Raw genomic sequence first — 23,896 nt, forward strand, 5'->3', positions numbered from 1 at the left:
CTGTAAGGCTCGAACCGCGTGAAAAAAGAGACCTTCGGGTCTCTTTTTTTGCCCGAAATTCCCCGGTGCCAGGCTGGCAATACACCCCATGTGGGAGGGGGCTTGCCCCCGATAGCAGTGTGTACAGCAACCTACAAATTGGCTGGTACACCGCCATCGGGGGGCAAGCCCCTCCCACATTTGACCGGGATCACCTCAGGATGTGTGACAATGGCCGCCACTTTGAGCCAACACCAGAATCATCATGACCGCCCCCAGCACACCAAAACCTGCGCGCAAGAAGCCTAAAACCGCTACCCCGGCCAAGCCCGTGGTACCCCGCAAAGAGGCTACCCTGCACCCGCGTAACCGCCACACAGGCCGTTACGACTTCCCGGCGCTGATCAAGACCACGCCGGAACTGGCGAAATTCGTGATCATCAACCCCTACGGCAAGGAAAGCATCGACTTTGCCAGCCCGGATGCGGTGCGGGTGTTCAACCGGGCGCTGCTCAAGTCGTTCTATGGCATCCAGCATTGGGATATTCCGCAGGACTACCTGTGCCCGCCAGTGCCTGGGCGTGCGGACTACGTGCACTTCCTCGCCGACCTGCTGGCCAGCGTCAACGACGGCAAGATTCCACGCGGTTCGATCGTCAAGGTGCTGGATATCGGCATGGGCGCCAACTGCGTCTACCCGCTGATTGGCTACATGGAATACCGCTGGAACTTCCTTGGCTCGGAAGTCGACCCGATCGCCGTGGCCGCCGCCAAGGCCATCGTGCAGTCCAACGACCTGAGCAAGGTCATCCAGCTGCGCCAGCAAGCAAACCCCAAGCACATCCTGTTGGGCCTGCTGGAGCCGGGCGAGCGTTTTGACCTGACCATGTGCAACCCGCCGTTCCATGCGTCCATGGACGAAGCCACCAAGGGCAGCGAACGCAAGTGGCGCGCCCTGGGCAAGGCGGATCCCAAGCGCAAGTTGCCGGTACTGAACTTCGGTGGCCAATCGGCCGAGTTGTGGTGTGAAGGCGGCGAAGCGCGCTTTGTGACGCAGTTGATCGCCGAAAGCGCCAATTTTGCCCACAAGGTGCTGTGGTTCAGCACCTTGGTGTCAAAAGCGTCGAACTTGCCCGCGATTGAGACAGCCCTGAAAAAAGCCGGCGTGCTGGAAAGCCAGGTAGTAGAAATGTCCCAGGGCCAGAAGCAGAGCCGTTTCGTGGCCTGGACCTTCCAGACCAAGAACGAGCAGCAGATCTGGCGCCAGCGCTGGGTTCGCGACTGAGTCATTGTGGCGAGGGCGCTTGCGCGCTTACCACACCAACCCGGCTGCCACAGTAAATCGCAGGCAACAAAAAACCGTGCCCGGATCGCTCCGGAGCACGGTTTTTTTTGCTGCGTCTTACTTGTTAACAGCGTCGGTCAGGCCTTTGGCCACAACCAGCTTGATAACTTTCTTGGCAGCGATTTCGATGGCAGCGCCAGTCGAAGGGTTACGGCCAGTACGGGCTGGACGCTCGGTCACTTTCAGTTTGCCAACGCCTGGCAGAGTGATTTCGCCGCCGTTTTCCAGCTGATCAGCAACAACTTGGCTCAGTTGGTCCAGCAGAGCGCGCACGGTAGTTTTCGGTGCGTCTACAGATTCAGCCAGGTCAGCGATCAGTTGGTCTTTAGTAATAGCCATTGTGGTGTTCCTTCCCTATCAAATTCATATGGATTGCAGAGTGCAGTGTCAGCCGTCGAGCCCGACCGTCTAGGCCTGGCACCCCAGGCTTATAACCTCGGAGAACGGGGTTATAGATGCTTGAAACGGGGATTGGTTCGACCTGACAGATGCTGAATGCACGCTTAACGCCGAGACTTGGCGTAAGACGGGGCAAAACTAGCACAGAGACGGGGAAATATCCGCCTCTACCTACCCATTTGGTCAGCTTTATCGCTCTAAACCGTGAAAAAAAGGCATATGCAATGTCAGACGGCGGTCAAAACCGCCTTCGAGGCGTGTCTTGACCAATGGGTGCGGTACACTGGGCGACTTTTCGGGGAGGCCAACCGCTCCCCTTCAACCAGCCGAGAAGCCCATGCCGATCCGTCATTGCATCGTCCACCTGATCGACAAAAAACCCGACGGCACGCCCGCAGTTCTCCACGCCCGCGACTCGGAGCTGTCCGAATCCGCTGCCATCGAGAACATGCTTGCCGACCTCAACGAGAGCTACAACGCCAAACAAGGCAAGGCCTGGGGTTTCTTCCATGCCGAGTCCGGCGCGCACCCGTTCAGCGGTTGGTTGAAGGAATATTTCGAGGGTGGCCAGGATTTCACCAGCTTCAGCCGCACCGCCGTCGAGCACCTGCAAAAGCTGATGGAGGAGTCCAACCTCTCCACCGGCGGCCACGTGCTGTTCGCCCATTACCAGCAAGGCATGACCGATTACCTTGCCATCGCCCTGTTGCACCACAGTGAAGGCGTGGCGGTGACCGACGAGTTGGATGTGACGCCGTCGCGCCATCTGGACCTGGGTCAATTGCACCTGGCGGCGCGGATCAACGTCTCCGAATGGCAGAACAACAAGCAGTCCAAGCAGTACATCTCGTTTATCAAGGGCAAGAATGGCAAGAAGGTCTCGGAGTACTTCCGCGATTTTATTGGCTGCCAGGAAGGCGTCGACGGCCCGGGCGAGACCCGCACCCTGCTCAAGGCCTTCAGTGACTTCGTCGAAAGCGAAGACCTGCCGGACGAGTCCGCCCGCGAAAAAACCAAGACCCTGGTGGACTACGCCAGCAGCCAGGCCAAGCTCGGCGAGCCCATGGGCCTGGAAGAATTGTCCGGCCTGATCGATGAAGATCGGCCAAAAGCGTTCTACGACCACATCCGCAACAAGGACTACGGCCTGTCGCCGGAAATCCCGGCCGATAAGCGCACCCTCAACCAGTTCCGCCGCTTCACCGGGCGCGCCGAGGGTTTGTCCATCAGCTTTGAAGCGCACCTGCTGGGCGACAAGATCGAATACGACGAAGCCGCCGGCACCTTGATCATCAAGGGCCTGCCCACCCAACTGACCGACCAGCTCAAGCGCCGCAACTGATGCTCGGCGGGGTCCTTAAAAAAGTCCTGCTGGTGTTGCTGGTGGTTGTCGTGATCCAGAACTGGGGCAAGATCGAGCGCCTCTTCAACCCCTCGCAGGTGGTTTCAGAGCAGGTCCGCACTTCGGCGCGGGTGGTGCTCTATGCCACCGAGTGGTGTGGTTACTGCAAGCAGATCCGCCGCTTTCTGGACCAGAAAGGCATTCCGTACCAGGCGTTCGACATCGAGAAGGACGCCCAGGCGCGCAAGGCGTATGAAGCGCTGGGCGGCGGTGGGATTCCGTTTGTGCAGGTGAATGGCACGTTGATCCGGGATTTCAATCACGACGCGATCATGGCCGCGCTGAAATAATCAGCGCACCACGATCACCCGCCCCAACAGGCTGTGCTGCTCAAACCCCAGCACCGCCTGCAGCGCATTCAGTACTGCCTGCGGGTCTTTGCTCGGGAAGCTGCCGCTGACGCGTTTGGCGCCCAGCTCTTCGTTGAGCAACAGGATGCGGCCGGGGTAGTAACGCCCCAGATCCTTCACGACATCGGCCAGCGGTGCCTTGTAGTAATTGAGCCAGCCGTCGCGCCAGGCCAGGCGGGATTCGCTGTCCACCCCATGCATCGGCTCGGCAATGCCGTCGGCGTAGGCCACTTGCTGGCCGGCCGTCAAAATCTGCTGCGGGCCCTGTTTCGACGGGGTCACACCGACACGCCCCGACAACACCGTCACTTGCGCCCCCGCCGGTTGCAGGCGCACTTCGAATTGCGTGCCAAGCACCCGCGCTTCACCGCTGCCCGCCTCCACCACAAAGGATTCGCCGGTGTGGGTCACGCTGAAAAAACCGGCACCACGCCGCAACTGGATATGCCGCTCGCCCTGGCTGAAATCCACGGCAATCGCGCTGTCGGCGTCGAGGGTGACTTTGGATTGATCGGCCAGGGTGATGGTCTTCACCTCCCCTGGCGCGGTCACGTAATCGGCGCCAATGTCGTCGATCCAACGAGACGGCTGCCAACCGGCGCCCATGGACACCATCAACAGCAGGCAAGCAGCCATGGCCAGGGCGCCGGACCAGCGCACTACACGCGAACGTTTGGAGGTGTTCATCGCGTTGAGATAGCCCTGCAACGCCAGGGCGTCTTCCTCGGCAAGTGCGCGTGCGGGCACTTCGCTCAATTCCCACAGCACTTGGGCCTGGGCGTAGGCCTCGACGTGTGCGGGGTCGGCGCGCAGCCAGTGGCTGAACGTCGCCTGGTCGCCGCTGCTGGGCTGGTCGTGCAACAGGCTCAGCCAGGCCAGCGCGGCGTGTTCCTGGTCGGGCGTGGGGGTGACGTTCACGGTGCTTTCCCTGGCGTGCGTGGGGGCAATGGGTCGCGAAGGCTGGCCTTGCAGGCTTCGAGGGCACGCATCATATGTTTTTCCACGGCACTTTGGGACAGCCCCATGGCCTTGGCGATTTCCGCGTATTTGCGGCCATGGATGCGATTGAGCAGGAAAATCTGCCGCGTGCGTTCGGGCAGGCTGCGCAAGGCCGCTTCGACATGGCGCAGATCGTTGCCCGCCTCCAGTGCGGCCTGGGGTTCGCAGCCCTGGTTGTCCTGCTGCTCGGGCAACCAGCCTTCGCTGCTGCGCACCCGCGCGCCTTCGCTGCGCAAGTGGTCGATGGCGATATTGCCGGCGCAGCGCAGCAGGTAGGTGCTGAGCTCTTCGACCTGCACCAGCGGCCGGCGCCAGAAGCGCAGGAACAGGTCCTGCACCAGGTCGGCCGCCGTGGCGCGGCAGCCGACGCGGCGGCTCACCAAGGCTTCCATCTGCGAACGCTGGGACAGAAACACCTGCAGAAAATGCGCACGCCCACCCGCCGCATCAGCCTGTGGGCTGTCCTGGGATTCGGGTGGGGTGCGGATCATCATGGCGAGGGCTCAGAGGGTGGCGAAGGCCGCAACGGGGCTGGCCAACAGACCGGCGCCCGCGAGGATCAGGGCCAGCCTTGGCCGATACGGCAACAGCAGCACCAGCAACAGTGCGCTGAGCATCAATACGGCGCACCACTGCACCAATCCCTGACCCCAACCAGCCACACTCACGGCGGGCCAGAGCGCAACGGCAAGCAGCGACCATCCGGCCACACGCAACCCCAGGCGTCGCCGGGGCGAGGGCTTGCTGTGCAGCAGTTCGCCGTGATGCCGGTCGGTGGACAGGCACAGTGCGGTAAACCCGGCATAGCACATCAGCAGCGCGAGGAGCATTCAGTTGGCCTCTTGCTTGAGGTTGAGCGCACGCGTCCGTTCAGCCTTGGGTTGCGCTGCAGTGCGGTGCTGCATCTTCCAGGCGGCCCAGGCGAGGAACACGCCGCTGCCCAGGCACGTCAGGTCGAAGCCGGCCATCGCCCAGTCGCCACTGGCCAGGGACACGCCCAAATGATGATCGGTGGTGATTGCGTTGAGCAGGGGTACCGCGACAAACAACATTGCACCGAAGCTCAATTGCTCGACCCACCCTTGGCGGCCGCGACGCACAACGGCGTGCATCAGGCTCAGGCCCCAGGCGATAAAGAACGCCTGCACTTCCCAGTCGGAGCGTTCGGCGAAGCTCACCGGCAGCAGACGGTTGGCCCAGAAGAACGCCGCAATGGCGATCAGCAGCCCGGACATGCTGGCGATGTTGAGCACTTCCACGAGTCGCAGCTCAAAGGGCATCACACCGCTCTTGGCATGCTTGAGCTGGCGCTTGCCGAGCCAGATCACCAGCCCGGTACCGATCATCGCCGTGCCCGCCAGGCCGCAGATAAAGTACAGCCAGCGCAGCACCGGCCCGGCAAAATGGCCCATGTGCAGGCCATAGAAGCTGCCGCCGACAATGGCGACCAACGATTGCCGTCGCTGGCGCGCAGCAGTTCGCCGGTGTGTCCGTTGAAGGACACAATGCTGTCGAATTCATGCACCACGCTGTCGGAACCTGCGCGGAACACATTGACCGACGCGTTGACATCACTGGGGTTGTTCACCCCGATGCGCCCCACGTGGCCGCCGTCCCAGTGCGCCCGCGCTTGCTCGTACATCGGCAGCAGCGGCGCCAGTTCGCCCGGCTGGCCCGACGCCGGCGCATTGTTGGTCGCGGGGAATATTTCGTTGAAGAACGCACGGGTGTCGTTGCCATAGGAGGCCATGATCGGCGCCGGCATCACCATGCTCATAAAGATCACCAGGCTGCTGTAGGTGATCATCAAGTGGAATGGCAGCACCAGCACACCCACCGCGTTATGCCCGTCGAGCCACGAGCGCTGGCCTTTGCGGGGGCGGAAGGTGAAGAAGTCCTTGAAGATTTTCTTGTGGGTGATGATGCCGGTGATCAGCGCCACGAACATCACCATCGCGGCGATGGTGGACAGCCAACGGCCCCAGGGATGCGGCATTTGCAGCTGGAAGTGGAAACGGTAGAAGAAATCCCCGCCCATGCTTTCGCGGGCCTCTACCGCTTGGCCGCTGACGGCGTCGAGGGTTTTGCGCATGAAATTGCCGCGCCGGCCGGGGTCGACCTTGTCTTGCCACATGACCAAAAGGCCAGGGTCGCGGCTGTCCGGCAGGGCGATAAACCAGCGCGCTGCCGTGGGTGCCACGTGTTGCAGGTAGTTTTGCGCGACGCTGAGGCTGCGCGCATCGTCCAAGGGATGGGCCTGCACCTCGGGCTGCATCCAGTGGCTGATCTCATCTTTGAAGTAAGACAGGGTGCCCGTGAGGAAAATCGCAAACAGCAGCCAGCCGAAAATCAAGCCCGCCCAGGTGTGCAGCCAGGCCATGGCTTGGCGAAATCCTTCTTTCATGTGCGCGCCATCCACAAGCCCACACCCGCCAGGGTGGCAAACGCGGCGCTGGGCAGCATCACGCCAAACCAGGCGCGCCATGCCGTACGGCAGGCGAAGCACCAGAGTACGGCCAGCAGATAGAACACAAATGAACTCATCATCCCGGTGATCACGGCATCGGCGCGAGAGGTCGGCATCCACAACGCCAGGCAGATGGCGGCGAGCGAGGCCATGAGGTAGCCACCGACCACGGCGGCCAGCACGCGGGACGTGACAGCCAATCGATACAGCGCGGGAAGTGAGGTTTTGCTTTTCATGCGGGAGGCGCCAGGTTCATCAGCGCGCAATATTAATGATAAATATTCTCATAAGCAAAACAGAACGGATGAATCACCTGCCCTGACGGATTGCCGAACGGTGTCACGAGCCATACAATGCGAACAATTCTTGTTCTCTGAAGCATGCCGATGCTTGTGGAGTGTTTGCGTTGAGCCCGTCCAACACCGTCGAAGTTCTGTACAACGACCATCACCACTGGCTCACCGGCTGGTTGCGACGCAAGCTCGGCTGCCCGGAAAGTGCTGCCGACCTGGCTCAGGACACCTTCATCCGTGTACTCACCGCACGGGAAACGCCCACGCTGGTCGAGCCGCGCGCGTTTCTCACCACTATCGCCAAGCGCGTGCTGTTCAACTTCTACCGCCGCCAGGACCTGGAGCGCGCCTACCTCGACGCCCTGGCGCAGATGCCCGAACACGTGGCGCCGTCGGAAGAAGAACGCGCAATCATCCTGCAAACCCTGGTCGAACTGGACCAACTGCTCGACGGCCTGCCCACCCAAGTCAAACGCGCCTTCCTGCTGGCCCAACTCGATGGCCTGACCTACGCGCAGATTGGCGCTGAACTGGGCATCTCCATCGCTACCGTCAAACGCCACCTGAATAAAGCGGCCCTGCGCTGCTACTTTGCCCTATGAATTTTTCCACGCAAGTCGCCGAACAGGCCGTGCACTGGCTGATGGAAATGCAGCAAGGCGCACTCAATCCTCGCCAGCAAGCCGCCTGGCAGCGCTGGCTGAACGCCCACAGTGAGCACCAGCGCGCCTGGGACCATATCCAGCGCGTCAACCAGCGCCTGCGCGGCATGCCCTCGCCCCTGGCCCATGCCGCGTTGAACGCGCCGACCTCCACCAGCCGGCGCCAGGCGCTCAAGCTGCTGCTGATCCTCGGCGCGGGCTCGGCCGCCGCCTGGAGCCTGCGCCAGCAACATATCCTGCCGCCGCTGACCGCCGACTACCGCAGCCCCGTGGGCCAGCGACGCAAAGTGCAACTGGCCGACGGCAGCCAGTTGCAGCTCAACACCGGCAGCGCGGTGGATGTGCATTTCGACGGCCAGCAACGGCTGATCCGCCTGCTCGAAGGCGAGATCATGCTGAGCGGCAGCGCCGGCAACACACCCTTGCGCGTCCTTACCGGCCAGGGCCTGCTCAGCAGCCAGGCTGCGCGCCTGAATGTTCGCCAGTTCAACGACCACACCCAACTGGCGGTGCTCGACGGCCAGGTCGAGGTGATGCCCAACACCTACAGCGGCCTGCCGTTGACGGTCGGGGCCGCGCATCAAGTCAACTTCACCCGCAAAGGCTGGGACACCCCGCGCCCGACTGACGTCAACAGCGGCGCCTGGGCCGACGGCATGTTGGTGGCCGCCCATATGCGCCTGGAGGATTTCCTCGGCGAACTGGGCCGCTATCGTCGCGGCCAGGTCAATTGCGATCCGCAGGTGGCCAACTTGCTGATCTCCGGCAGCTACCCGCTGGACGACAGCGAACGCATTCTTGAGCTGCTGGAAGTCAGCCTGCCGGTCAAAGTGCGGCGTTTTACCCGCTATTGGGTGACGGTGCAGGCGCGCGCCTGAAATTATTTTCCAAACCTGTGAGCCGTTTTCCACCCCTCGCGTGACAGAGAAGGAAAGCCACCTTGATCCTTCCTTCTCAGGACCGCTCTTCATGCCCCAGCAGCCGACCCTAATCGCCCGCACCTTGCGCCAATTGTTACTGGGCGCCAGCCTCAGTTTCGCGGTATTGCCTTCTGTGATGGCGGCCGACGCCAAGCCTTATCACATTGCCCCCACGTCGCTGGAAGCGGCCCTGAATCAGTTCGGTCGCGAAGCCGGCGTGTTGATTTCCTTCGGTTCCGAAGTCACGGCGGGCATGCAGAGCCGTGGGCTGTCTGGCAATTACAGCGCCGCCGAAGGCCTGCAAAAACTGCTGGAGGGCACCGGACTGCAAGCCCGCCCTGAAGGTGACAACGCCTTCAGCCTGCAACCGGAAAAAGCAGCGGCTGCGGTAGAGCTGGCGACGTCCAGCGTGGTCGGCGACTGGCTCGGCGATGCGGCGCAAACCAACGTGTTCGAACACCCCGGCGCCCGTGACGTGATCCGCCGCGAAGCATTCGAACGCCAGGGCGCCACCCAGGCCAAGGACGTGCTCAACCGCATCCCCGGCGTCAACGCTCCGGACAACAACGGCACCGGCAGCCATGACATGGCGCTGAACTTCGGCATTCGTGGCCTCAATCCGCGCCTGGCGTCACGCTCCACCGTGCTGATGGACGGCATCCCGGTGCCCTTCGCGCCGTACGGCCAGCCGCAGCTGTCCTTCGCCCCGATCAGCATGGGCAACATGGACGCGGTGGACGTGGTACGCGGAGGCGGCGCAGTGCGTTACGGCCCGCAGAACGTTGGCGGCGTGGTCAACTTCGTGACCCGCGCGATCCCGGATGCGCCCACGGTCAAAGGCGGCCTGCAGACGGAAACCAGCCCGTCCTCCAGCCACGACGGCTTCAAGACCACCGGCAACCTGCTGGCAGGCGGCACGGCCGATAACGGCCTGGGCGGCGCGATCCTTTATTCCGGCACCCGAGGCGGCGACTGGCGCGAAAACAGCAACACGCGCATCGACGACTTGATCCTCAAGGGCAAGTACCAGCTCGACGACGCCAACAGCTTCAACGCCATGGCGCAGTACTACGAAGGCCAGGCCGACATGCCCGGCGGCTTGAACGTGGCGGACTACAAAGCCGACCCGTACCAGTCCACCCGCCCCTACGACAAATTCTGGGGCCGCCGTACGATGTTTAACGTCGGCTACCGCTACGAGCAGGATCGCCGCGAATTCACCGCGAATACTTTCTTCACCAAGACCCTGCGCAGCGGCTACCTGGACCAGGGCACGTTCCTTTCGCTGTCGCCACGCGAATATTGGGTACGCGGCCTGGAAACCCGCTTCGCCCAAGGTTTTGACCTGGGCCCGACCAGCCATGAAGTGGGCGTCGGCTACCGCTACATCAACGAAGCTGGCCACGAACTGCGCTACCGCACGCCGATTTCGGCCAACAACCAGCAAATCCCCAGCACCGACAGCCGCAACGACCGCGACACCCGTGGTGGCACCGAGGCCAATGCTTTCTTCGTCGATGACCGGATTGATATCGGCAAGTGGACGATCACCCCGGGCATTCGCTACGAGATGATCGAGTCCCAGCAGAGCAACAACCTGACCAACGTCAAATACAAGGGTGACTACAACACCGCGCTGCCGGCGTTGAACGTGCTCTATCACCTCACCGACAGCTGGAACCTATACGCCAATACCGAAGGTTCGTTCGGCAGTGTGCAATACAGCCAGATGCCCAACCGCGTCACCAGCGGTGAAGTCAAACCGGAAAAAGCCCGCACCTGGGAACTCGGCACCCGCTACGACGACGGCACCTTGCGCGCAGAGATCGGCGCGTTCCTGATCAACTTCGACAACCAGTATGAAAGTAACCAGACCAACGACTCGGTAATCGCCCGTGGTGAAACCCGCCACCAGGGTATCGAGACCAGCGTCAACTATGCCCTCGACGGCTTGAGCCCGGCGCTGGCAGGCTTCGATGTGTACGCCACCTACGCCTACGTCGACGCCACCATCCGCGAAGACGGCCCGAACAAAGGCAACCGCGTGCCCTTCTCCTCCAAGCACAAAGGCACCCTCGGCGTGGGCTACACCGAAGGCCGCTGGAAGCTCAACCTGGACAGCAGCTACCAGAGCAGCCAATTCGCCGACAACGCCAACACCCAGGCCGAAAGCGCCAACGGTGCCAACGGCCGCATCCCCGGCTACATGCTGTTCAGCAGCCGTGCGGGGTACGATTTCGGCCCGCAATTGTCGGATCTGAATGTGGCGGTGGGGGTGAAGAACATCTTCAACACCCAGTACTTCACCCGCTCATTCGACGACAACAACAAGGGCAAATACGTGGGTGAGCCGCGTACGGTGTATGTGCAGACGTCTATCGCGTTCTGATCAACTGCCCGCCAGGCACGACGGCGTGCCGGCCACCAAGGCGTCGATGGCACAGCGCGTCTTGGCCGGCATATGGGTCGCCGTGGGCCAGATAACATGGATCGGTGAAGGCTGCTCGCGGTAGCTGGGCAGTACGGCTTCCAGTTGTCCGCGCAGCACATAGTGCGCAACCAGCCAACTCGGCAACCAGGCCAGGCCCACGCCCGCGATAGCGGCGTCGGCCACGGCCTGGAGGTCGTCCATCAGCAGCGGGGAGACCACGCGGGAACGGTGTGGGGTGTTGCAGCGGTAGGCGATGCCTCGGTGGCCGGCGAGGTCGTCGATGGATGCAATTGGCCCCACACGCTGCAAATACGTCGGTGCAGCCGCCAGGCACACGGACTGTTCACCCAGGCGTCGCGCGCTCAAGCGATCGGTGTCGGGCAGCGGGCCGATTCGCACGGCCACGTCGAAGCCTTCCTGGGCCAGATCCACCAGCCGGTCGGCGAAGCAGATCTCGATCTCCAGTTCTGGATAACGCGCCATCAAGCCCCACAGGGCGGGCGCCGCGTAGTGATGCCCGAACGCCAGCGGCAAGCTCACCCTCAAGCGCCCGCGTGGTTGTTGGCGGCCACTTTCCAGCACCGATTCGGCGGCCTCCAGTTCCGCCAGCGCACGCAGGCAATGTTCGTAGTAGGCCTGACCGTCTTCGGTAAGCCGTTGGCGGCGGGTCGAACGCTGCAACAGGCACGTACCAAGCCGCGCTTCCAGCCGCGCCAACCCCTTGCCCACCGCCGAGCGTGTGAGATTGAGCCGTTCGGCGGCCTCGGTCAGGTTGCCGCTTTCGACGATCTGCAAAAAGAGTTCAACGCCATCAAATCGTGGTGTGGCCATGCGGTAATTGTCGCCCTTAAGTCCCTTATCCAAAGAAAACTTATCACGAATAAAGAAATGGATTCCCCTGAGAATAAGTCCGTCGTTTATCCACAGGAGAATCCCATGCCACCCGCCGCCACCTTATCGGCCGTCAGAACGCCCAGCCATGCCAGAAACAACCTGGCCCTCACCGCCGTGTGCCTGGTGGCGCTGATGTTCGGCCTGGAAATATCCAGCGTACCGATCATCCTGCCCACCTTGGAACAGCAACTGGGCAGCGGTTTCCAGGACGCCCAATGGATCATGAACGCCTACACCCTGGCCTGCACCAGCGTGCTGATGGCGGCAGGCACCTTGGCTGACCGCTTTGGCCGTCGGCGCATGCTGGTGCTGTGCCTGTGGGTATTTGCCCTGGCCTCGCTGGCGTGTGGGCTGGCGGACAGCGCTGCCACGCTGATTGTGGCGCGGTTTGCCCAGGGCATCGGCGGTGGGGCAATGATGATTTGCCAGTTCGCCATCCTGTCGCACCTGTTCCGTGAACCGGCAGCGCGGGCGCGGGCCTTTGCCATATGGGGCGTGATTGCCGGCGTGGGCCTGGGCTTCGGGCCAATGGTCGGTGCGTTGATCCTGGCCGTGGCGGATTGGCGCTGGGTGTTCCTCGTGCATGTGCCACTGACGTTGTTCACGTTGCTGCTGCTGCGCATCAGCGTAGAAGAATCCCGCGACCCGGCCGCGCATCGCCTCGATATCGCCGGCATGCTGACGCTGACGCTCGCGGTGTTTGCGCTGGTCTACTTCATCACCCAAGGCAGCGAAAATGGCTTTGCACCGGGTTGGGCGGGGGTGTCGCTGGCTGCATTGCTGTTGTTTATCGTGATCGAACGGCGCAGCGCGCACCCGATGTTCGACTTCGCGGTGTTTCGCATCCAGCGTTTCAATGGCGCATTGATGGGCTCGATTGGCATGAACTTCAGCTTCTGGCCCTTCATGATCTACCTGCCGTTGTACTTCCAGGCCGGCCTGGGTTACGACACGCTGACCACCGGCGCGGCCCTGCTTGCCTATACCTTGCCGACCCTGCTGGTGCCGCCGCTGGCCGAACGCCTGGCCCTGCGCTACGGCGCCGAACGCATCATCCCTTTGGGCCTGGGCCTGATGGGCATGGGGTTTCTGGCCATGGCCGCCGCCAACATCGCCGAACACCCGAGTATCGGGCTGATATTGGCCAGCTGCGTAATGGCCGGCGTGGGCCTGGCGCTGACCAACTCGCCCACCACCAATACCACCACAGGCTCGGTATCGGCCGACCGCGCTGGCATGGCGTCGGGGATCGACCTCAGCGCGAGGCTGATTACCCTGGCAATCAATATCGCGCTGATGGGCTTGGTGGTGTTGCTGGGCATCAGCCATCAACTGGCAGAGGTGATGCCGGCCAGCACTGCATTGGAATGGCCAGCCATCAGTCAGGGCATTGCAGCGGGCAAGTTGCAATCGCCAGGACTGACGTTCAACGATGCCCAGGCGGCACTGCGCCACGGCGCCGGTTGGGCGATGCTGTTCGCGGGGTTGGGGGCTGGCGGACTGGCACTGCTAAGCCGGTATTTTTTCCGACGCAGCTAAACGAAAACGGGCCTGCAAATGCAGGCGTTTGTAGGGGATGAAAAATCGGTCAGCCGTTGATCACAGCGTTTTCGTTTTCCAGGAATTCCTGTTCCAGTGCGTCTTCATTCACTTTGTTGATTGGCTGGTTTTTCGCGGCAGCGCGTGGCTTGCCTTGCAGTCGGCCAAACAGATGTTCCAACGCGTGGTCCAGTTTGGTGGCCGCGCTGTCGATCGCCTGTTCCAGGGTATCGCCCTTGGCGGACACCGACAGTGGCTGGTGACCTTTTGGCCGCGCTTCCAGGCGGCAACTCAAATCGTGGGGACCAGGTTTGTCGCCGTTCTCATCCCGCAGGTAGACCTCAACGCGGGTCAGGTCTTCTTCATAACGTTCGAGCGTGCTCTCAATGGTAGTACGTACCCACTCCTCCAGTCGGATGCTGCTTTCAATATGGTTATCGCTATTGACTTGGATTTGCATAGTTCTTCCCTTATTTCAGCTAGCTCGCGAGAGGTCACAACTGCGACACCGGGGTGGTGAAACCATGACCTCTTGATTACACAATTGAGCAGCCAGAGAAACAATTCAACCCCTTTGCAAAGATAAATCCCACATTACAAATTAAGCCTGACGACGAGCAAAAACGCTGTTAGGGTGGGGAGTTAGTTACATCTTCTTACGCTCTGTAAACATCACAATTGCCCGTCTCCCAACGGGTGCAATCCGCGAAAAATCCCCGCTTCCTCCACCAGCCAGTCATGCACCGCCCGCACGCCCGGATGGCTCAGCGCACCCGGTGCGTACAGCAACACGTAGCGTTTGTGGTTGGGCACCGCCAGGCCGAACGGCACGATCAAGGTGCCGCGCTCCAGCTCATCGTTAAGCAAGGTACGCCGTGCAATGGCCACGCCCATGCCGGCGATGGCGGCTTCGATGGTCAAGTGGTTGCGGTTGAAGGTATGACCACGGCGAACATCGGCGTCGTGGTAGCCGATAGCGTTCAGGTAAAACTCCCACTCGGCGTACTCATAACTCCCACGCCAAGCGGTAATGTCGTGCAGCAAAGGGAAATGCACCAGGTCGGCCGGGCCATGCAACGGCGGGCGGCCGCGCAGCAGGCTGGGGGCGCACACCGGGAATATCTGCTCATCCAGCAGGGCTGTGGATAACAAGCCTGGGTAGCTGCCGTCGTTCAGGTCGATGGCCAGGTCGAAGTCGCCCTCATGCAGGGCAATGCTGCTGTCCTCGGCGACCATGCGCAACTGGATGTCCGGAAAGCGTTGCTGCAAGCGCGGCAAACGCGGCGTCAGCCACTTGCCCAGGAACGACGGAATCGAGCGCAGGCGCAACGTACCGCTGATCATCCCTGCATCCAGCCGCTGCAATTCGGCATCAATGCTGCCGTAAGCCTCCCCCACCGTGGCCGCCAATCGCTGGCCCTCGGCACTCAGTTCCACTCCCCGCGCCCGTCGATGGAACAGCCGAAAGCCCAAACGCTCCTCCAGCTGACGGATTTGCTGGCTCACCGCCCCCGGCGTGATGTGCAGTTCCTCGGCACAACGGGTAAACGACAGATGCCGCGCCGCGCAGGCAAACACGTGCAGCCAGACGTAAGTCTGACCATGGAGAGGGCGAGCCATAGGGTTTAGTCCTGCTAAAGGGTGTCTTAGGATAATTCGTTGGTCAGTGCCGATCCAGAGGCTCAGTATCGCGCCAATTGCGCTCGTCCTACAAAACATGGCAGCGATTCCTACTCCATTGCTTGTAAGGGTTTAGCATGGCTATCAGTGTTTTTGATCTATTCAAGGTCGGTATCGGCCCGTCCAGCTCCCATACCGTCGGCCCCATGCGGGCAGCGGCAACCTTCGCCCAAGCCCTCAGCGACCAGCAATTGCTCACTGAAACCCGACGGGTGGAAGTGCGTCTGTACGGTTCGCTGTCCGCCACCGGCGTCGGCCATGCCACCGACCGCGCCTGCGTGATGGGGCTGATGGGCGAATGGCCGGACCGTGTCGATCCCACCTCGATCAACACACGTATCCAGCAACTGCGCGAATCCGGCCGCTTATTGCTGGCCGGCACCCAGGACATTGCCTTCAACTGGCGCACCGATCTCCTGCTACTCGACGAAAGCCTGCCCTACCACCCCAACGCCATGTCCCTGCACGCCTATGGCGACAGTGGCCTGCTCAGCGAGCAAACGTACTACTCGGTGGGCGGCGGTTTCATCATCGAAGCGGCTGAGGCGGAGTCAGACATCGCGCCGACCAGCGATGTGCAGTTGCCCTACGACTTTTCCAGCGCCGTCGAACTGCTGGCCTTGTGCAACAAGCACGGCCTGCGCGTCTGCGAACTGATGATGGCCAATGAACGCGCGTGGCGCAGCGACGAAGAAATCCGCAGCGGCCTGCTGCATATCTGGTCGGTGATGCGCGAATGCGTGGAGCAAGGCCTGCGCGATGAAGGCATCTTGCCTGGTGGCCTGGATGTGCCACGGCGTGCAGCGAAACTGCACCGCAGCCTGTTGGAAATCGGCAAACCCAATGTGATCACCTCGACCTTGTCGGCCATGGAATGGGTCAACCTGTTCGCCTTGGCCGTCAACGAAGAGAACGCCGCCGGCGGGCGCATGGTCACTGCACCCACCAACGGCGCGGCGGGGATCATCCCGGCGGTGCTGCATTACTACATGAAGTTCAACGCCGACGCGTGCGACGACGATGTGGTCAATTTCTTCCTGGCCGCCGCCGCCGTCGGCATCCTGTGTAAGAAAAACGCCTCGATCTCCGGCGCCGAAGTCGGCTGCCAGGGCGAAGTCGGCTCGGCCTGCGCCATGGCCGCCGCTGGCCTTGCCGACATCCTCGGCGCCACGCCCGAGCAACTGGAAAACGCCGCCGAAATCGGCCTGGAACACAACCTCGGCCTGACCTGCGACCCGGTCGGCGGCCTGGTGCAAGTGCCGTGCATCGAGCGCAACGCCATCGCGGCGGTCAAGGCCATCAACGCCACGCAAATGGCCCTGCGCGGCGATGGCAAACACTTCATTTCCCTCGACCGTGTGATCCGCACCATGCGCGATACCGGCGCCGATATGCATGACAAATACAAAGAAACTTCACGGGGCGGCCTGGCCGTGAGCTGGGTGGAGTGCTGAGGAGCACCCCCTGACCGCCCCAACGTGAGCCCGCGCAAAAATAATAACGAGGCAATAACGATGACCGATGTACGTACACCTGCTGCCGAAAATCCTGTTGAAGTAGAAAACACCGTAACCACCGGCTGGACCAAACACGACACCACCTGGATGCTTGGCCTCTACGGCACCGCCATCGGCGCGGGCACCCTGTTCCTGCCGATCAACGCCGGCGTCGGCGGTTTCTGGCCGCTGATCGTGCTGGCGCTGCTGGCCTTCCCGATGACCTTCTTCGCCCACCGAGGGCTGACGCGCTTTGTGCTGTCAGGCAAATCCGGCGACATCACGGAGGTGGTCGAAGAACACTTCGGCGTCGGCGCAGGCAAGCTGATTACCTTGCTGTACTTCTTTGCGATCTTCCCGATTCTGCTGGTGTACAGCGTGGCACTGACCAATACCCTGGGCAGTTTCATGGAGCACCAGTTGCACATGACGCCGCCGCCACGGGCAATCCTGTCGCTGGTGCTGATCCTCGGTTTGATGGCCATCGTGCGCTGCGGCCAGGGCGTGATCGTCAAGGCCATGAGCGTGCTGGTGTACCCGTTCGTCGCCGCCCTGCTGTTACTGGCATTGAGTCTGATCCCCAACTGGAACGGCGCATTTTTCGCCTCCGCCAGCGAAGGCATGCCGCTGCCAATTTTCTTCAAGACCCTGTGGCTGGCGATCCCGGTGATGGTGTTCTCGTTCAACCACTCGCCGATCATCTCCGCGTTCGCCGTCGACCAGAAACGCGTGTACGGCCCGCAGGCCGAGCGCAAAAGCAGCGGCATCCTCGCCACCGCCCACGGCATGATGGTGCTGACGGTGATGTTCTTCTGCTTCAGTTGCGTACTGGCACTGTCGCCGGCGGACCTGGCCGCGGCCAAGGCCCAGAACATTTCGATCCTGTCGTACCTGGCGAACCACTTTCAGACGCCGGTGATTGCCTACGCCGCGCCACTGATTGCACTGGTGGCCATCACCAAATCTTTCCTCGGCCACTACATCGGCGCCAGCGAAGGCTTCCAGGGCTTGATCGTCAAATCCCTGCGCGGGCGTAACCGCTCCATGTCGGCCAAGTGGCTGGAGCGCTGCACCGCACTGTTCATGGTGCTGACCTGCTGGGCCGTGGCCACCTTTAACCCAAGCATCCTGGGCATGATCGAGACCCTGGGCGGGCCGATCATCGCGTGCCTGCTGTTCCTGATGCCGATGTACGCGATCCGACGCGTGCCATCCCTGCGCCAGTATTCGGGCCAGGTGTCGAACGTGTTTGTGGTGGTGATCGGCTTGATTGCGCTGTCTGCGATCGTTTTCTCCGTGCTGCCCTGAAATAGCCCACGGACTCAAGCACAACCGAAATCAAATGTGGGAGGGGCTTGCCCCCGACGGCGGTCTTTCAGCCGAGCATCTATTGGCTGACACACCGCTATCGGGGGCAAGCCCCCTCTCACATTGCGTGTACGGCACGCCCCTTGCTGTACAGCTTCTGAGGGAAACGGACTTTGGCCGGTGGTCAGGAGACGCGAACTAATCCCGATACCGGTCGTCAATGACTGCATGTTCTTATCAGGCGGTAACGCACCATGGACAATCCTTTTCAGATCATCACCGACACCTTTACCCCAACCTATCGGGTCAACCTGAGTATCCAACGGCTGGACGGCAGCATCATGCTCACCCTCTCGAATGAGGATGGCGTGGTTGCCAAACGCATGATCAGCGCCGCACAACGCAACGACCCGCAACGGCTCAAACGCCTGGTGCAGAGCATCCAGTTCGGCATCGCCATCGAGCAGGGCCACAGCGCCATGGAGATCCTGGCGGTGATGACAGATGGCGATCACCAATTGCTGCAGCGACCGCCCACCCGTACCCTGCCCTTCAGCGTCGGGCTTTAAAGCTCGCCTTTCTCGGTTTCAAGGCTCGCCTGGCCCTTGCGGCGCGGGCCTTCGACCTTCACCGACGGGAACGCCGACGAGGCGTAGCGCACCACCAGAATCGCGAACGCCAACAGCAAAATCCCACCGCACAGGTAGATGATGCCTACGTCCGGCGGGTTGTGATGGGACACGTTGGAGATCAACAGACGGGTCAGCGCAGTGATCGCCACGTAGATCAGGAAGCGCACGGGCATGTGGTTGGTCTTGAAGTAAATCCCGACCATGGCGCCCAATTCCAGGTAGATGAACAGCAGCAAGATGTCATCGATCTTGATGTGTCCGTTCTCCAGCATCCCCAGAAATTCCATCACCGCCGCCCAGGCGGTGACCGCACCAATGGCGAACAACGCCAGGTAGTGGAACGACTCCACGAACAGATTGCCCAGCGACTCAGCCAGCCCATGGACTTGCAGACGCAGCTTTTCGGCCCAGTTGATTTTCACGAGGGTACTTCCTTAGGTCGACTCGACCGGATAATGCGGGTTGGACGTGACGGTTGTTCTGCATGCAGAAAAAAGGCCAGCACTGGCATGAGATGATGGCGGCGTGACATGAGGCACGCCAAACCTGTATTTACGGGCTACATTAAAAAACTGCTACCCAAACCACACGGTTTGGCTTACCCTTTTCGCTGTATATAAATACAGTAGTCGAAAAAGACAACTATCGTGAAGGCATGTGAGGTGGTGAATGGCCGTCGAAGTGGTATACCGCAGCAGCCGAGATCTGGAGCGTTTGTTCATGGATAAAGCCGAAGCTGACCGTCATGACAAAATGCTTGAACTCGCTGAGTTGCTGGCAGAAGTGTTGCAAAAAGCCGTGCCGTCCCTGAGCGAGCAGCAGGTGGAAGAAGCCGGGATCTACATGGCGAAGAATCGCGATGTGTTTGCCAAGGCGTTCAAGAGCCAGCCGGACGCGTTGTCCGAGTTGCTCAACGCAGCGGCGGAATAAAGCCCGAATTGAACAGGCCCTGAATCATTGGTTCAGGGCCTTTTTAATGCGTGCTCATCCGTAGAGCAGGCGTTCGGCCAGTTCATCCGCCACCCGTGCGGGGGAGCGTTTTTCGGCTTGGGCGTGGGCGTAGATTTCGGTCAGGCGCTTGCCGATGTTGGACAGGTGCGCGGTGATGGTCGGCAGTTCGGCACCGCTGTGCTTGAGGGCGACGTAGATCAGGCCCCCGGAGTTGATCACGTAGTCCGGGGCGTAGAGGATGCCGCGCGCTTCCAATTGGTCGGCCACTTGCAGGTTGGTCAGTTGTGCACTGGCGGAACCGGCCACGGCGGCACAGCGCAGTTGGCCGACGCTGGTGCGGTTGAACACCGCGCCCAGGCCGCAGGGCGCGAGGATGTCACAGGGGGTGCTGAGCAAGGCGTCGTTGGCGATGGGGTGTGCGCCCAGTTGTTCCATGGCCAGTTGCACCTTGCCGTGATCGATGTCGCTGACCAGCAATTCGGCACCGGCGGCGTGCAGTTGTTCGGCCAGTGCATAACCGACGTTGCCCAGGCCCTGGACTGCCACGCGCAGGCCTTCGAGGTTGTCGCTGCCCAGGCGGGCCATGGCAGTGGTGCGAATGCCGGCGAACACACCCATGGCCGCATGGGGCGATGGGTCGCCAGCGGCGGTCGTGCTGGTGACAAAACAGGTGTGTTGGGCGATGCAATCCATGTCGGCCACCGAGGTGCCGCTGTCGATAGCGGTGATGTAGCGCCCATTGAGTTGCTCTACACAACGTCCAAACGCTTCAAACAACGCCGCCCGGTTCTCCACATGGGCGGGGCGCAGGATTACCGCCGTGCCACCGCCTACCGGCAACCCGGCCAGGGCCGCCTTGTAGCTCATGCCTTGGGCCAGGCGCGCGGCATCGGCCACGGCGCTTTCGTCGTCGGGGTAGGCGATATAACGACAGCCGCCCAAGGCTGGCCCCAGGCGGCTGTTGTGAATGGCGATGACCGCCTTGAGCCCGGTGACCGGGTCGACGCTCAGGTGCAGCGATTCAAGGCGGGTGCTGTGCATGAGAGCAAACATCGTCAAGCTCCCGAATCACTTCTGGTGTCGCCAAGTATAGGCTTGCGGTAGAAAACTGCCGAAGTGCGCTGGAATAAGCCGGCCGGTTTTGCAGGCCTTGCGACATAAGCGTGCAGGATATTTCCTATGCCACTGGACGAAAATTCCCAGCAAGGCTAAAACGGGGGCATCTGCCGGAGAACGCAATGAAGCCCCGCCAAGCCTTTTTCGCCTGCCTGCAACGTTCACCGCCGGCGCTGTTCGAAGCGGCGCTATGGATCGCCGCCGAGCACGACGCGGCAGTGCGGCCGCTGGAGATCCTGCAGAACCTGAGCTTACTGCAACAACAGGTCAGCCTGAGCATGCCCACGCTGCCAGTGGATGAACTGGGTCAACCGCTGCTGCGGTGCATGAATGACCTGGGGTTTGCCCAGGATGACTTCACCCCGCTGCGCCCTGCCGCCGCACTACTGGACAAGGTGCTACAGCGCAAACGCGGGCAACCCCTGGCCATGGGGTTGATTGCCATGGAACTTGCGCGACGCCTGGATATACCGATGGTTGGCGTGAACTTCCCCGGGCACTTCCTGCTGCGGGTGCCCGGTGCCGATCACCTGCTGGACCCGTGCGGCGGGCGGCGCCTGTACCCCAACGATTGCCGTGAACTGCTGCAACGCCAGTACGGGCCCAACCTCAAGTTGCAGGCCGACCACCTGCATACGGCCGACCCGCGCTCTATCCTGCAACGGCTGTCGCGCAACCTGCGCCAGTTGCACCTCGCCAACGACAACCCGCTGGCAGCCCTGGTGGACGCCGAGCGCGTATTGGAACTGGGCAGCGCCAATGCCGCCGACTACCTGGCACGGGCCAGCCTGTATCAACGCCTGGACTGCCCGAACGCCGAGCGTTTTGACCTGGAACACGCGCTGATGCTCAGTGAAGACCCGATCCAACGCCTGCGCCTGACCGAGCGGCTGGGGCACCTGCCGCCCAATTCAGTGGTGCACTAGCCCTCAGGCACCTTGAGAATATCGCCAGGCAGCGCGCTCTTCGGCCCATCACCCCCTGGCGACCGGACCTGAATAATCAACAATGCCGCCATCACCGCCGGTATCGCGCAGAAGAAAAAAATCTGCTGCACCGGAATATGCATCGCCAGCAGCATGCTGCCAAACAGCGGCCCCAGGATCGAACCAAAGCGCCCCACACCGAGTGCCCAGCCGGTACCGGTAGCACGCACATGTGCCGGGTAAAAGTTGCTGGCGAAGGCATTGAGGGTCAATTGTCCACCGATGATGCAGAACCCGGCCGCAAACACACAGGCCACCAGATAGCGCGGATTGTCGTGGTTCAGCCCCAGCAAAACGGTGCACACCGCAGCCGCCGCCAACACACCGGACAGCAGGCGCACCTTGCTTTTGAGCCGGTCGGCAAACCAGGCCATGCCGATCGCGCCCAAGGTGCCGGCAAACAGAAACATTGAGGTCACCAGGTTGGCTTCCTTCAACGCCAGGCCGCTCTCCAACAGCAGCGACGGAAGCCAACTGATCATGAAGTACAGCAGGATCAGGCTGACAAAAAAGGTCGACCAGATCAGCAGCGTCGGCCGTGCATAGCCGTTGCGAAACAGCTCCACCACCGTCAATTTGCTGCCCTGTTCTTGCAGGTTTTCTGCCGCACTCGCCAGTGGCGGCTGCCAGTCGGGCAGCATGCGGCCGGTCACTTTGCGCAATCGCACGTAGGGTGGCGCATCCCGCAGCAAACGCGGCAGGGACTCGGGCAACAGCCACAGCAAAAACGGAAACAACAGCAACGGGGTGACGCCACCTGCCAGGAACACCGCCTGCCAGCCAAAGCTGTCGATAAACCCCGCCGCCACAAACCCACCTGCCGCACCGCCGAACGAGAACCCGCACGCCGCCAAGGTCACCATCAAGGTGCGCAGGCGCGGTGGCGAATATTCCGACATCAATGCCATGGCGCTGGGCATCGCCCCACCCATGCCGATGCCGCAGATAAATCGCGCAGCCATCAGGGAGGTCAGTGAGTGGGCGAACACCATCAGCAGGGTCAGGCAGGCATAGATCAACACGCAGCCCAACAAGATGCGCCGCACGCCAAATCGGTCAGCCAAAGGCGTCACCAGCAGCGAGCCCAACGTGAGCCCCAGCAGGTTGGCGCTGAACACCGGGCCGAACGCAGCTTTTTCCAATCCCCAATCCGACGCCAACGCCGGCACTACATAGCCCAGCACCTGAGCATCGTAGCCGTCGGTAACCAACAGCAGCGCCAGCAACAGGAGGATCAACCACTGATAGCGCGACACCGGACGGGCGTCGAGTGCCGCGCGAAAGCTGGCAATCTGATTGTGCATCGCAAGGTACCTGTTTATTTTTATTGGTAGGTGACGCAAATCCAATGTGGGAGGGGGCTTGCCGTCCCACATTTTGTTCTGTGCAAGCCTTGAGCGTTATGGGGTGTCCGGTTGGTTGGCGGGATGGGCCTGAATGAACGCCGGATGCTGCGCCGCCAATGCCGCCACCCGGCCAATGCGCGGATACGCCGCCAACGGCACTTTGAAGCGCTCCGCCGCGTACAGTTGGGGAATCAGAAACGCATCCGCCAGCCCAGGCTGCTCGCCAAAGCAAAAACCCGCATCGCCAATCAACTGCTCCACCGCGCCCAGTCCCTGGCTGATCCAATGACCGATCCATTCCAGCAATTGCGCCTCATCGTGCCCCCACTGCCGCAACAGGTTCTGGGTGCTGGAGTTGTGCAGCGGGTGGATATCACAGCCGATGATCGACGCCACTGCACGCTCATGGGCGCGGGTGGCCAGGTCTTTGGAAAGCAGCGGCGCCTGTGGATAACGTTCGTCGAGGTACTCGATGATCGCCGGCGACTGAATCAACAGTTCGCCGTCATCGGTGCGCAGGGCCGGCACGCGGCCTTGGGGATTGATGGCCAGATACTCCGGCTGGCGATTGGCACCGCCCGCCGGCACCAGCAGGTTCACCGGCACCGCCGTGAAGTCCAGGCCCTTGAGGGCCAAGGCGATACGCACCCGGTATGACGAAGTGGAGCGATAGTAGGTATAGAGTTCCATCACCCTGCCCT

Annotated in this window: 24 protein-coding genes and 1 pseudogene; 12 read left to right on the plus strand and 13 right to left on the minus strand. The window is 61.7% G+C overall.

Annotated elements, in window-relative coordinates; all coding sequences use genetic code 11:
• Positions 1-244: 244 nt before the first annotated feature.
• Positions 245-1,264, plus strand: a complete 1,020-nt coding sequence (gene rlmF, locus IQK56_RS14770) for a 23S rRNA (adenine(1618)-N(6))-methyltransferase RlmF (protein ID WP_193861714.1) — start codon at positions 245-247, stop codon at positions 1,262-1,264.
• A gap of 117 nt (positions 1,265-1,381) precedes the next feature.
• Here rlmF and IQK56_RS14775 read toward each other — a convergent pair whose 3' ends face one another.
• The gene (locus IQK56_RS14775) at positions 1,382-1,663 is read right to left on the minus strand and encodes an HU family DNA-binding protein (protein WP_099584997.1); all 282 of its coding nucleotides are present in this window, start codon (positions 1,661-1,663) and stop codon (positions 1,382-1,384) included.
• Between the two features lie 397 nt (positions 1,664-2,060).
• Between IQK56_RS14775 and yejK the strand changes: the two genes are divergently transcribed.
• Together yejK and IQK56_RS14785 are read left to right on the plus strand one after the other, a co-directional pair.
• On the plus strand, positions 2,061-3,065 hold the full coding sequence (gene yejK, locus IQK56_RS14780) for a nucleoid-associated protein YejK (RefSeq protein ID WP_122309935.1): 1,005 nt from the start codon (positions 2,061-2,063) through the stop codon (positions 3,063-3,065).
• Entirely contained in the window at positions 3,065-3,415 is a 351-nt protein-coding gene (locus tag IQK56_RS14785; RefSeq protein WP_193861715.1) for a glutaredoxin family protein, read from the plus strand. The genes yejK and IQK56_RS14785 overlap by 1 nt, the downstream gene beginning before the upstream one ends.
• Here the strand turns inward: IQK56_RS14785 and IQK56_RS14790 are convergent, their stop codons facing one another.
• From IQK56_RS14790 to IQK56_RS14810, 5 genes and pseudogenes are all read right to left on the minus strand, one after another.
• Positions 3,416-4,393, minus strand: a complete 978-nt coding sequence (locus IQK56_RS14790; RefSeq protein WP_193861716.1) for a FecR domain-containing protein — start codon at positions 4,391-4,393, stop codon at positions 3,416-3,418. It lies immediately after the preceding gene.
• Complete coding sequence (locus IQK56_RS14795; protein WP_193861717.1) at positions 4,390-4,968, minus strand: RNA polymerase sigma factor; 579 nt, start codon at positions 4,966-4,968, stop codon at positions 4,390-4,392. Before IQK56_RS14795 ends, IQK56_RS14790 begins: the two co-directional genes overlap by 4 nt.
• Positions 4,969-4,977: 9 nt before the next feature.
• Positions 4,978-5,304: a DUF3325 domain-containing protein gene (locus tag IQK56_RS14800; RefSeq protein ID WP_150676717.1), complete on the minus strand. Its 327-nt coding sequence runs from the start codon at positions 5,302-5,304 to the stop codon at positions 4,978-4,980.
• Positions 5,305-6,878, minus strand: a pseudogene (locus tag IQK56_RS14805) (PepSY-associated TM helix domain-containing protein). It abuts the gene before it with no gap.
• The gene (locus IQK56_RS14810; protein ID WP_122306279.1) at positions 6,875-7,177 is read right to left on the minus strand and encodes a DUF3649 domain-containing protein; all 303 of its coding nucleotides are present in this window, start codon (positions 7,175-7,177) and stop codon (positions 6,875-6,877) included. The pseudogene IQK56_RS14805 and the gene IQK56_RS14810 overlap by 4 nt, the downstream one beginning before the upstream one ends.
• 170 nt (positions 7,178-7,347) lie before the next feature.
• Here IQK56_RS14810 and IQK56_RS14815 point away from each other — a divergent pair, with 170 nt between their 5' ends.
• The 3 genes from IQK56_RS14815 to fecA all read left to right on the plus strand — a co-directional run bounded on the left by IQK56_RS14815 (position 7,348) and on the right by fecA (position 11,205).
• Positions 7,348-7,836, plus strand: coding sequence for a sigma-70 family RNA polymerase sigma factor (locus tag IQK56_RS14815; protein ID WP_112193609.1), 489 nt, complete (start codon positions 7,348-7,350; stop codon positions 7,834-7,836).
• Entirely contained in the window at positions 7,833-8,774 is a 942-nt protein-coding gene (locus tag IQK56_RS14820; RefSeq protein ID WP_193861718.1) for a FecR domain-containing protein, read from the plus strand. Before IQK56_RS14815 ends, IQK56_RS14820 begins: the two co-directional genes overlap by 4 nt.
• A gap of 91 nt (positions 8,775-8,865) precedes the next feature.
• Positions 8,866-11,205 carry a TonB-dependent Fe(3+) dicitrate receptor FecA gene (gene fecA / locus IQK56_RS14825; RefSeq protein ID WP_193861719.1) on the plus strand — a complete coding sequence of 780 codons (2,340 nt, stop codon included), beginning with the start codon at positions 8,866-8,868 and terminating at the stop codon, positions 11,203-11,205.
• Here fecA and IQK56_RS14830 read toward each other — a convergent pair whose 3' ends face one another.
• Positions 11,206-12,078, minus strand: a complete 873-nt coding sequence (locus IQK56_RS14830; RefSeq protein ID WP_150760487.1) for a LysR family transcriptional regulator — start codon at positions 12,076-12,078, stop codon at positions 11,206-11,208.
• Between the two features lie 105 nt (positions 12,079-12,183).
• Here IQK56_RS14830 and IQK56_RS14835 point away from each other — a divergent pair, with 105 nt between their 5' ends.
• Positions 12,184-13,680, plus strand: coding sequence for an MFS transporter (locus IQK56_RS14835; protein WP_193861720.1), 1,497 nt, complete (start codon positions 12,184-12,186; stop codon positions 13,678-13,680).
• A gap of 49 nt (positions 13,681-13,729) precedes the next feature.
• On the opposite strand, the gene IQK56_RS14840 is transcribed toward IQK56_RS14835, so the two are convergent.
• Positions 13,730-14,140, minus strand: a complete 411-nt coding sequence (locus IQK56_RS14840; protein ID WP_027604683.1) for an HPF/RaiA family ribosome-associated protein — start codon at positions 14,138-14,140, stop codon at positions 13,730-13,732.
• 212 nt (positions 14,141-14,352) lie between these two features.
• Entirely contained in the window at positions 14,353-15,300 is a 948-nt protein-coding gene (locus tag IQK56_RS14845) for a LysR substrate-binding domain-containing protein (protein WP_150760485.1), read from the minus strand.
• A gap of 137 nt (positions 15,301-15,437) precedes the next feature.
• Here IQK56_RS14845 and IQK56_RS14850 point away from each other — a divergent pair, with 137 nt between their 5' ends.
• The 3 genes from IQK56_RS14850 (at position 15,438) to IQK56_RS14860 (ending at position 18,733) form a co-directional block, all read left to right on the plus strand.
• Positions 15,438-16,814 carry an L-serine ammonia-lyase gene (locus IQK56_RS14850; RefSeq protein ID WP_193861721.1) on the plus strand — a complete coding sequence of 459 codons (1,377 nt, stop codon included), beginning with the start codon at positions 15,438-15,440 and terminating at the stop codon, positions 16,812-16,814.
• A gap of 60 nt (positions 16,815-16,874) precedes the next feature.
• Positions 16,875-18,164 carry a serine/threonine transporter gene (locus IQK56_RS14855; protein ID WP_150676710.1) on the plus strand — a complete coding sequence of 430 codons (1,290 nt, stop codon included), beginning with the start codon at positions 16,875-16,877 and terminating at the stop codon, positions 18,162-18,164.
• A 254-nt stretch (positions 18,165-18,418) separates the two neighbouring features.
• On the plus strand, positions 18,419-18,733 hold the full coding sequence (locus tag IQK56_RS14860; RefSeq protein WP_122306287.1) for a DUF3509 domain-containing protein: 315 nt from the start codon (positions 18,419-18,421) through the stop codon (positions 18,731-18,733).
• Here the strand turns inward: IQK56_RS14860 and IQK56_RS14865 are convergent.
• The gene (locus IQK56_RS14865; protein ID WP_122306288.1) at positions 18,730-19,218 is read right to left on the minus strand and encodes a phosphate-starvation-inducible protein PsiE; all 489 of its coding nucleotides are present in this window, start codon (positions 19,216-19,218) and stop codon (positions 18,730-18,732) included. The two genes, IQK56_RS14860 and IQK56_RS14865, sit on opposite strands and share 4 nt — an antisense overlap.
• Positions 19,219-19,465: 247 nt before the next feature.
• Between IQK56_RS14865 and IQK56_RS14870 the strand changes: the two genes are divergently transcribed.
• A complete protein-coding gene (locus tag IQK56_RS14870; protein ID WP_003171979.1) occupies positions 19,466-19,726 on the plus strand; it encodes a YebG family protein in 261 nt (86 codons plus the stop codon).
• Positions 19,727-19,780: 54 nt separating this feature from the next.
• On the opposite strand, the gene IQK56_RS14875 is transcribed toward IQK56_RS14870, so the two are convergent.
• Positions 19,781-20,800, minus strand: a complete 1,020-nt coding sequence (locus IQK56_RS14875; protein ID WP_122306289.1) for a Glu/Leu/Phe/Val dehydrogenase family protein — start codon at positions 20,798-20,800, stop codon at positions 19,781-19,783.
• Between the two features lie 185 nt (positions 20,801-20,985).
• On the opposite strand from IQK56_RS14875, the gene IQK56_RS14880 reads away from it, so the two are divergent.
• Complete coding sequence (locus IQK56_RS14880) at positions 20,986-21,789, plus strand: SirB1 family protein (protein WP_122306290.1); 804 nt, start codon at positions 20,986-20,988, stop codon at positions 21,787-21,789.
• Here IQK56_RS14880 and IQK56_RS14885 read toward each other — a convergent pair.
• A complete protein-coding gene (locus IQK56_RS14885) occupies positions 21,786-23,153 on the minus strand; it encodes an MFS transporter (protein WP_122306291.1) in 1,368 nt (455 codons plus the stop codon). The two genes, IQK56_RS14880 and IQK56_RS14885, sit on opposite strands and share 4 nt — an antisense overlap.
• A gap of 96 nt (positions 23,154-23,249) precedes the next feature.
• Positions 23,250-23,885, minus strand: coding sequence for a maleylacetoacetate isomerase (gene maiA / locus IQK56_RS14890; protein ID WP_122306292.1), 636 nt, complete (start codon positions 23,883-23,885; stop codon positions 23,250-23,252).
• Between the last annotated feature and the right edge of the window lie 11 nt (positions 23,886-23,896).

Source organism: Pseudomonas cyclaminis, from assembly GCF_015163715.1.
GTDB classification, from domain to species: Bacteria; Pseudomonadota; Gammaproteobacteria; order Pseudomonadales; family Pseudomonadaceae; genus Aquipseudomonas; species Aquipseudomonas cyclaminis.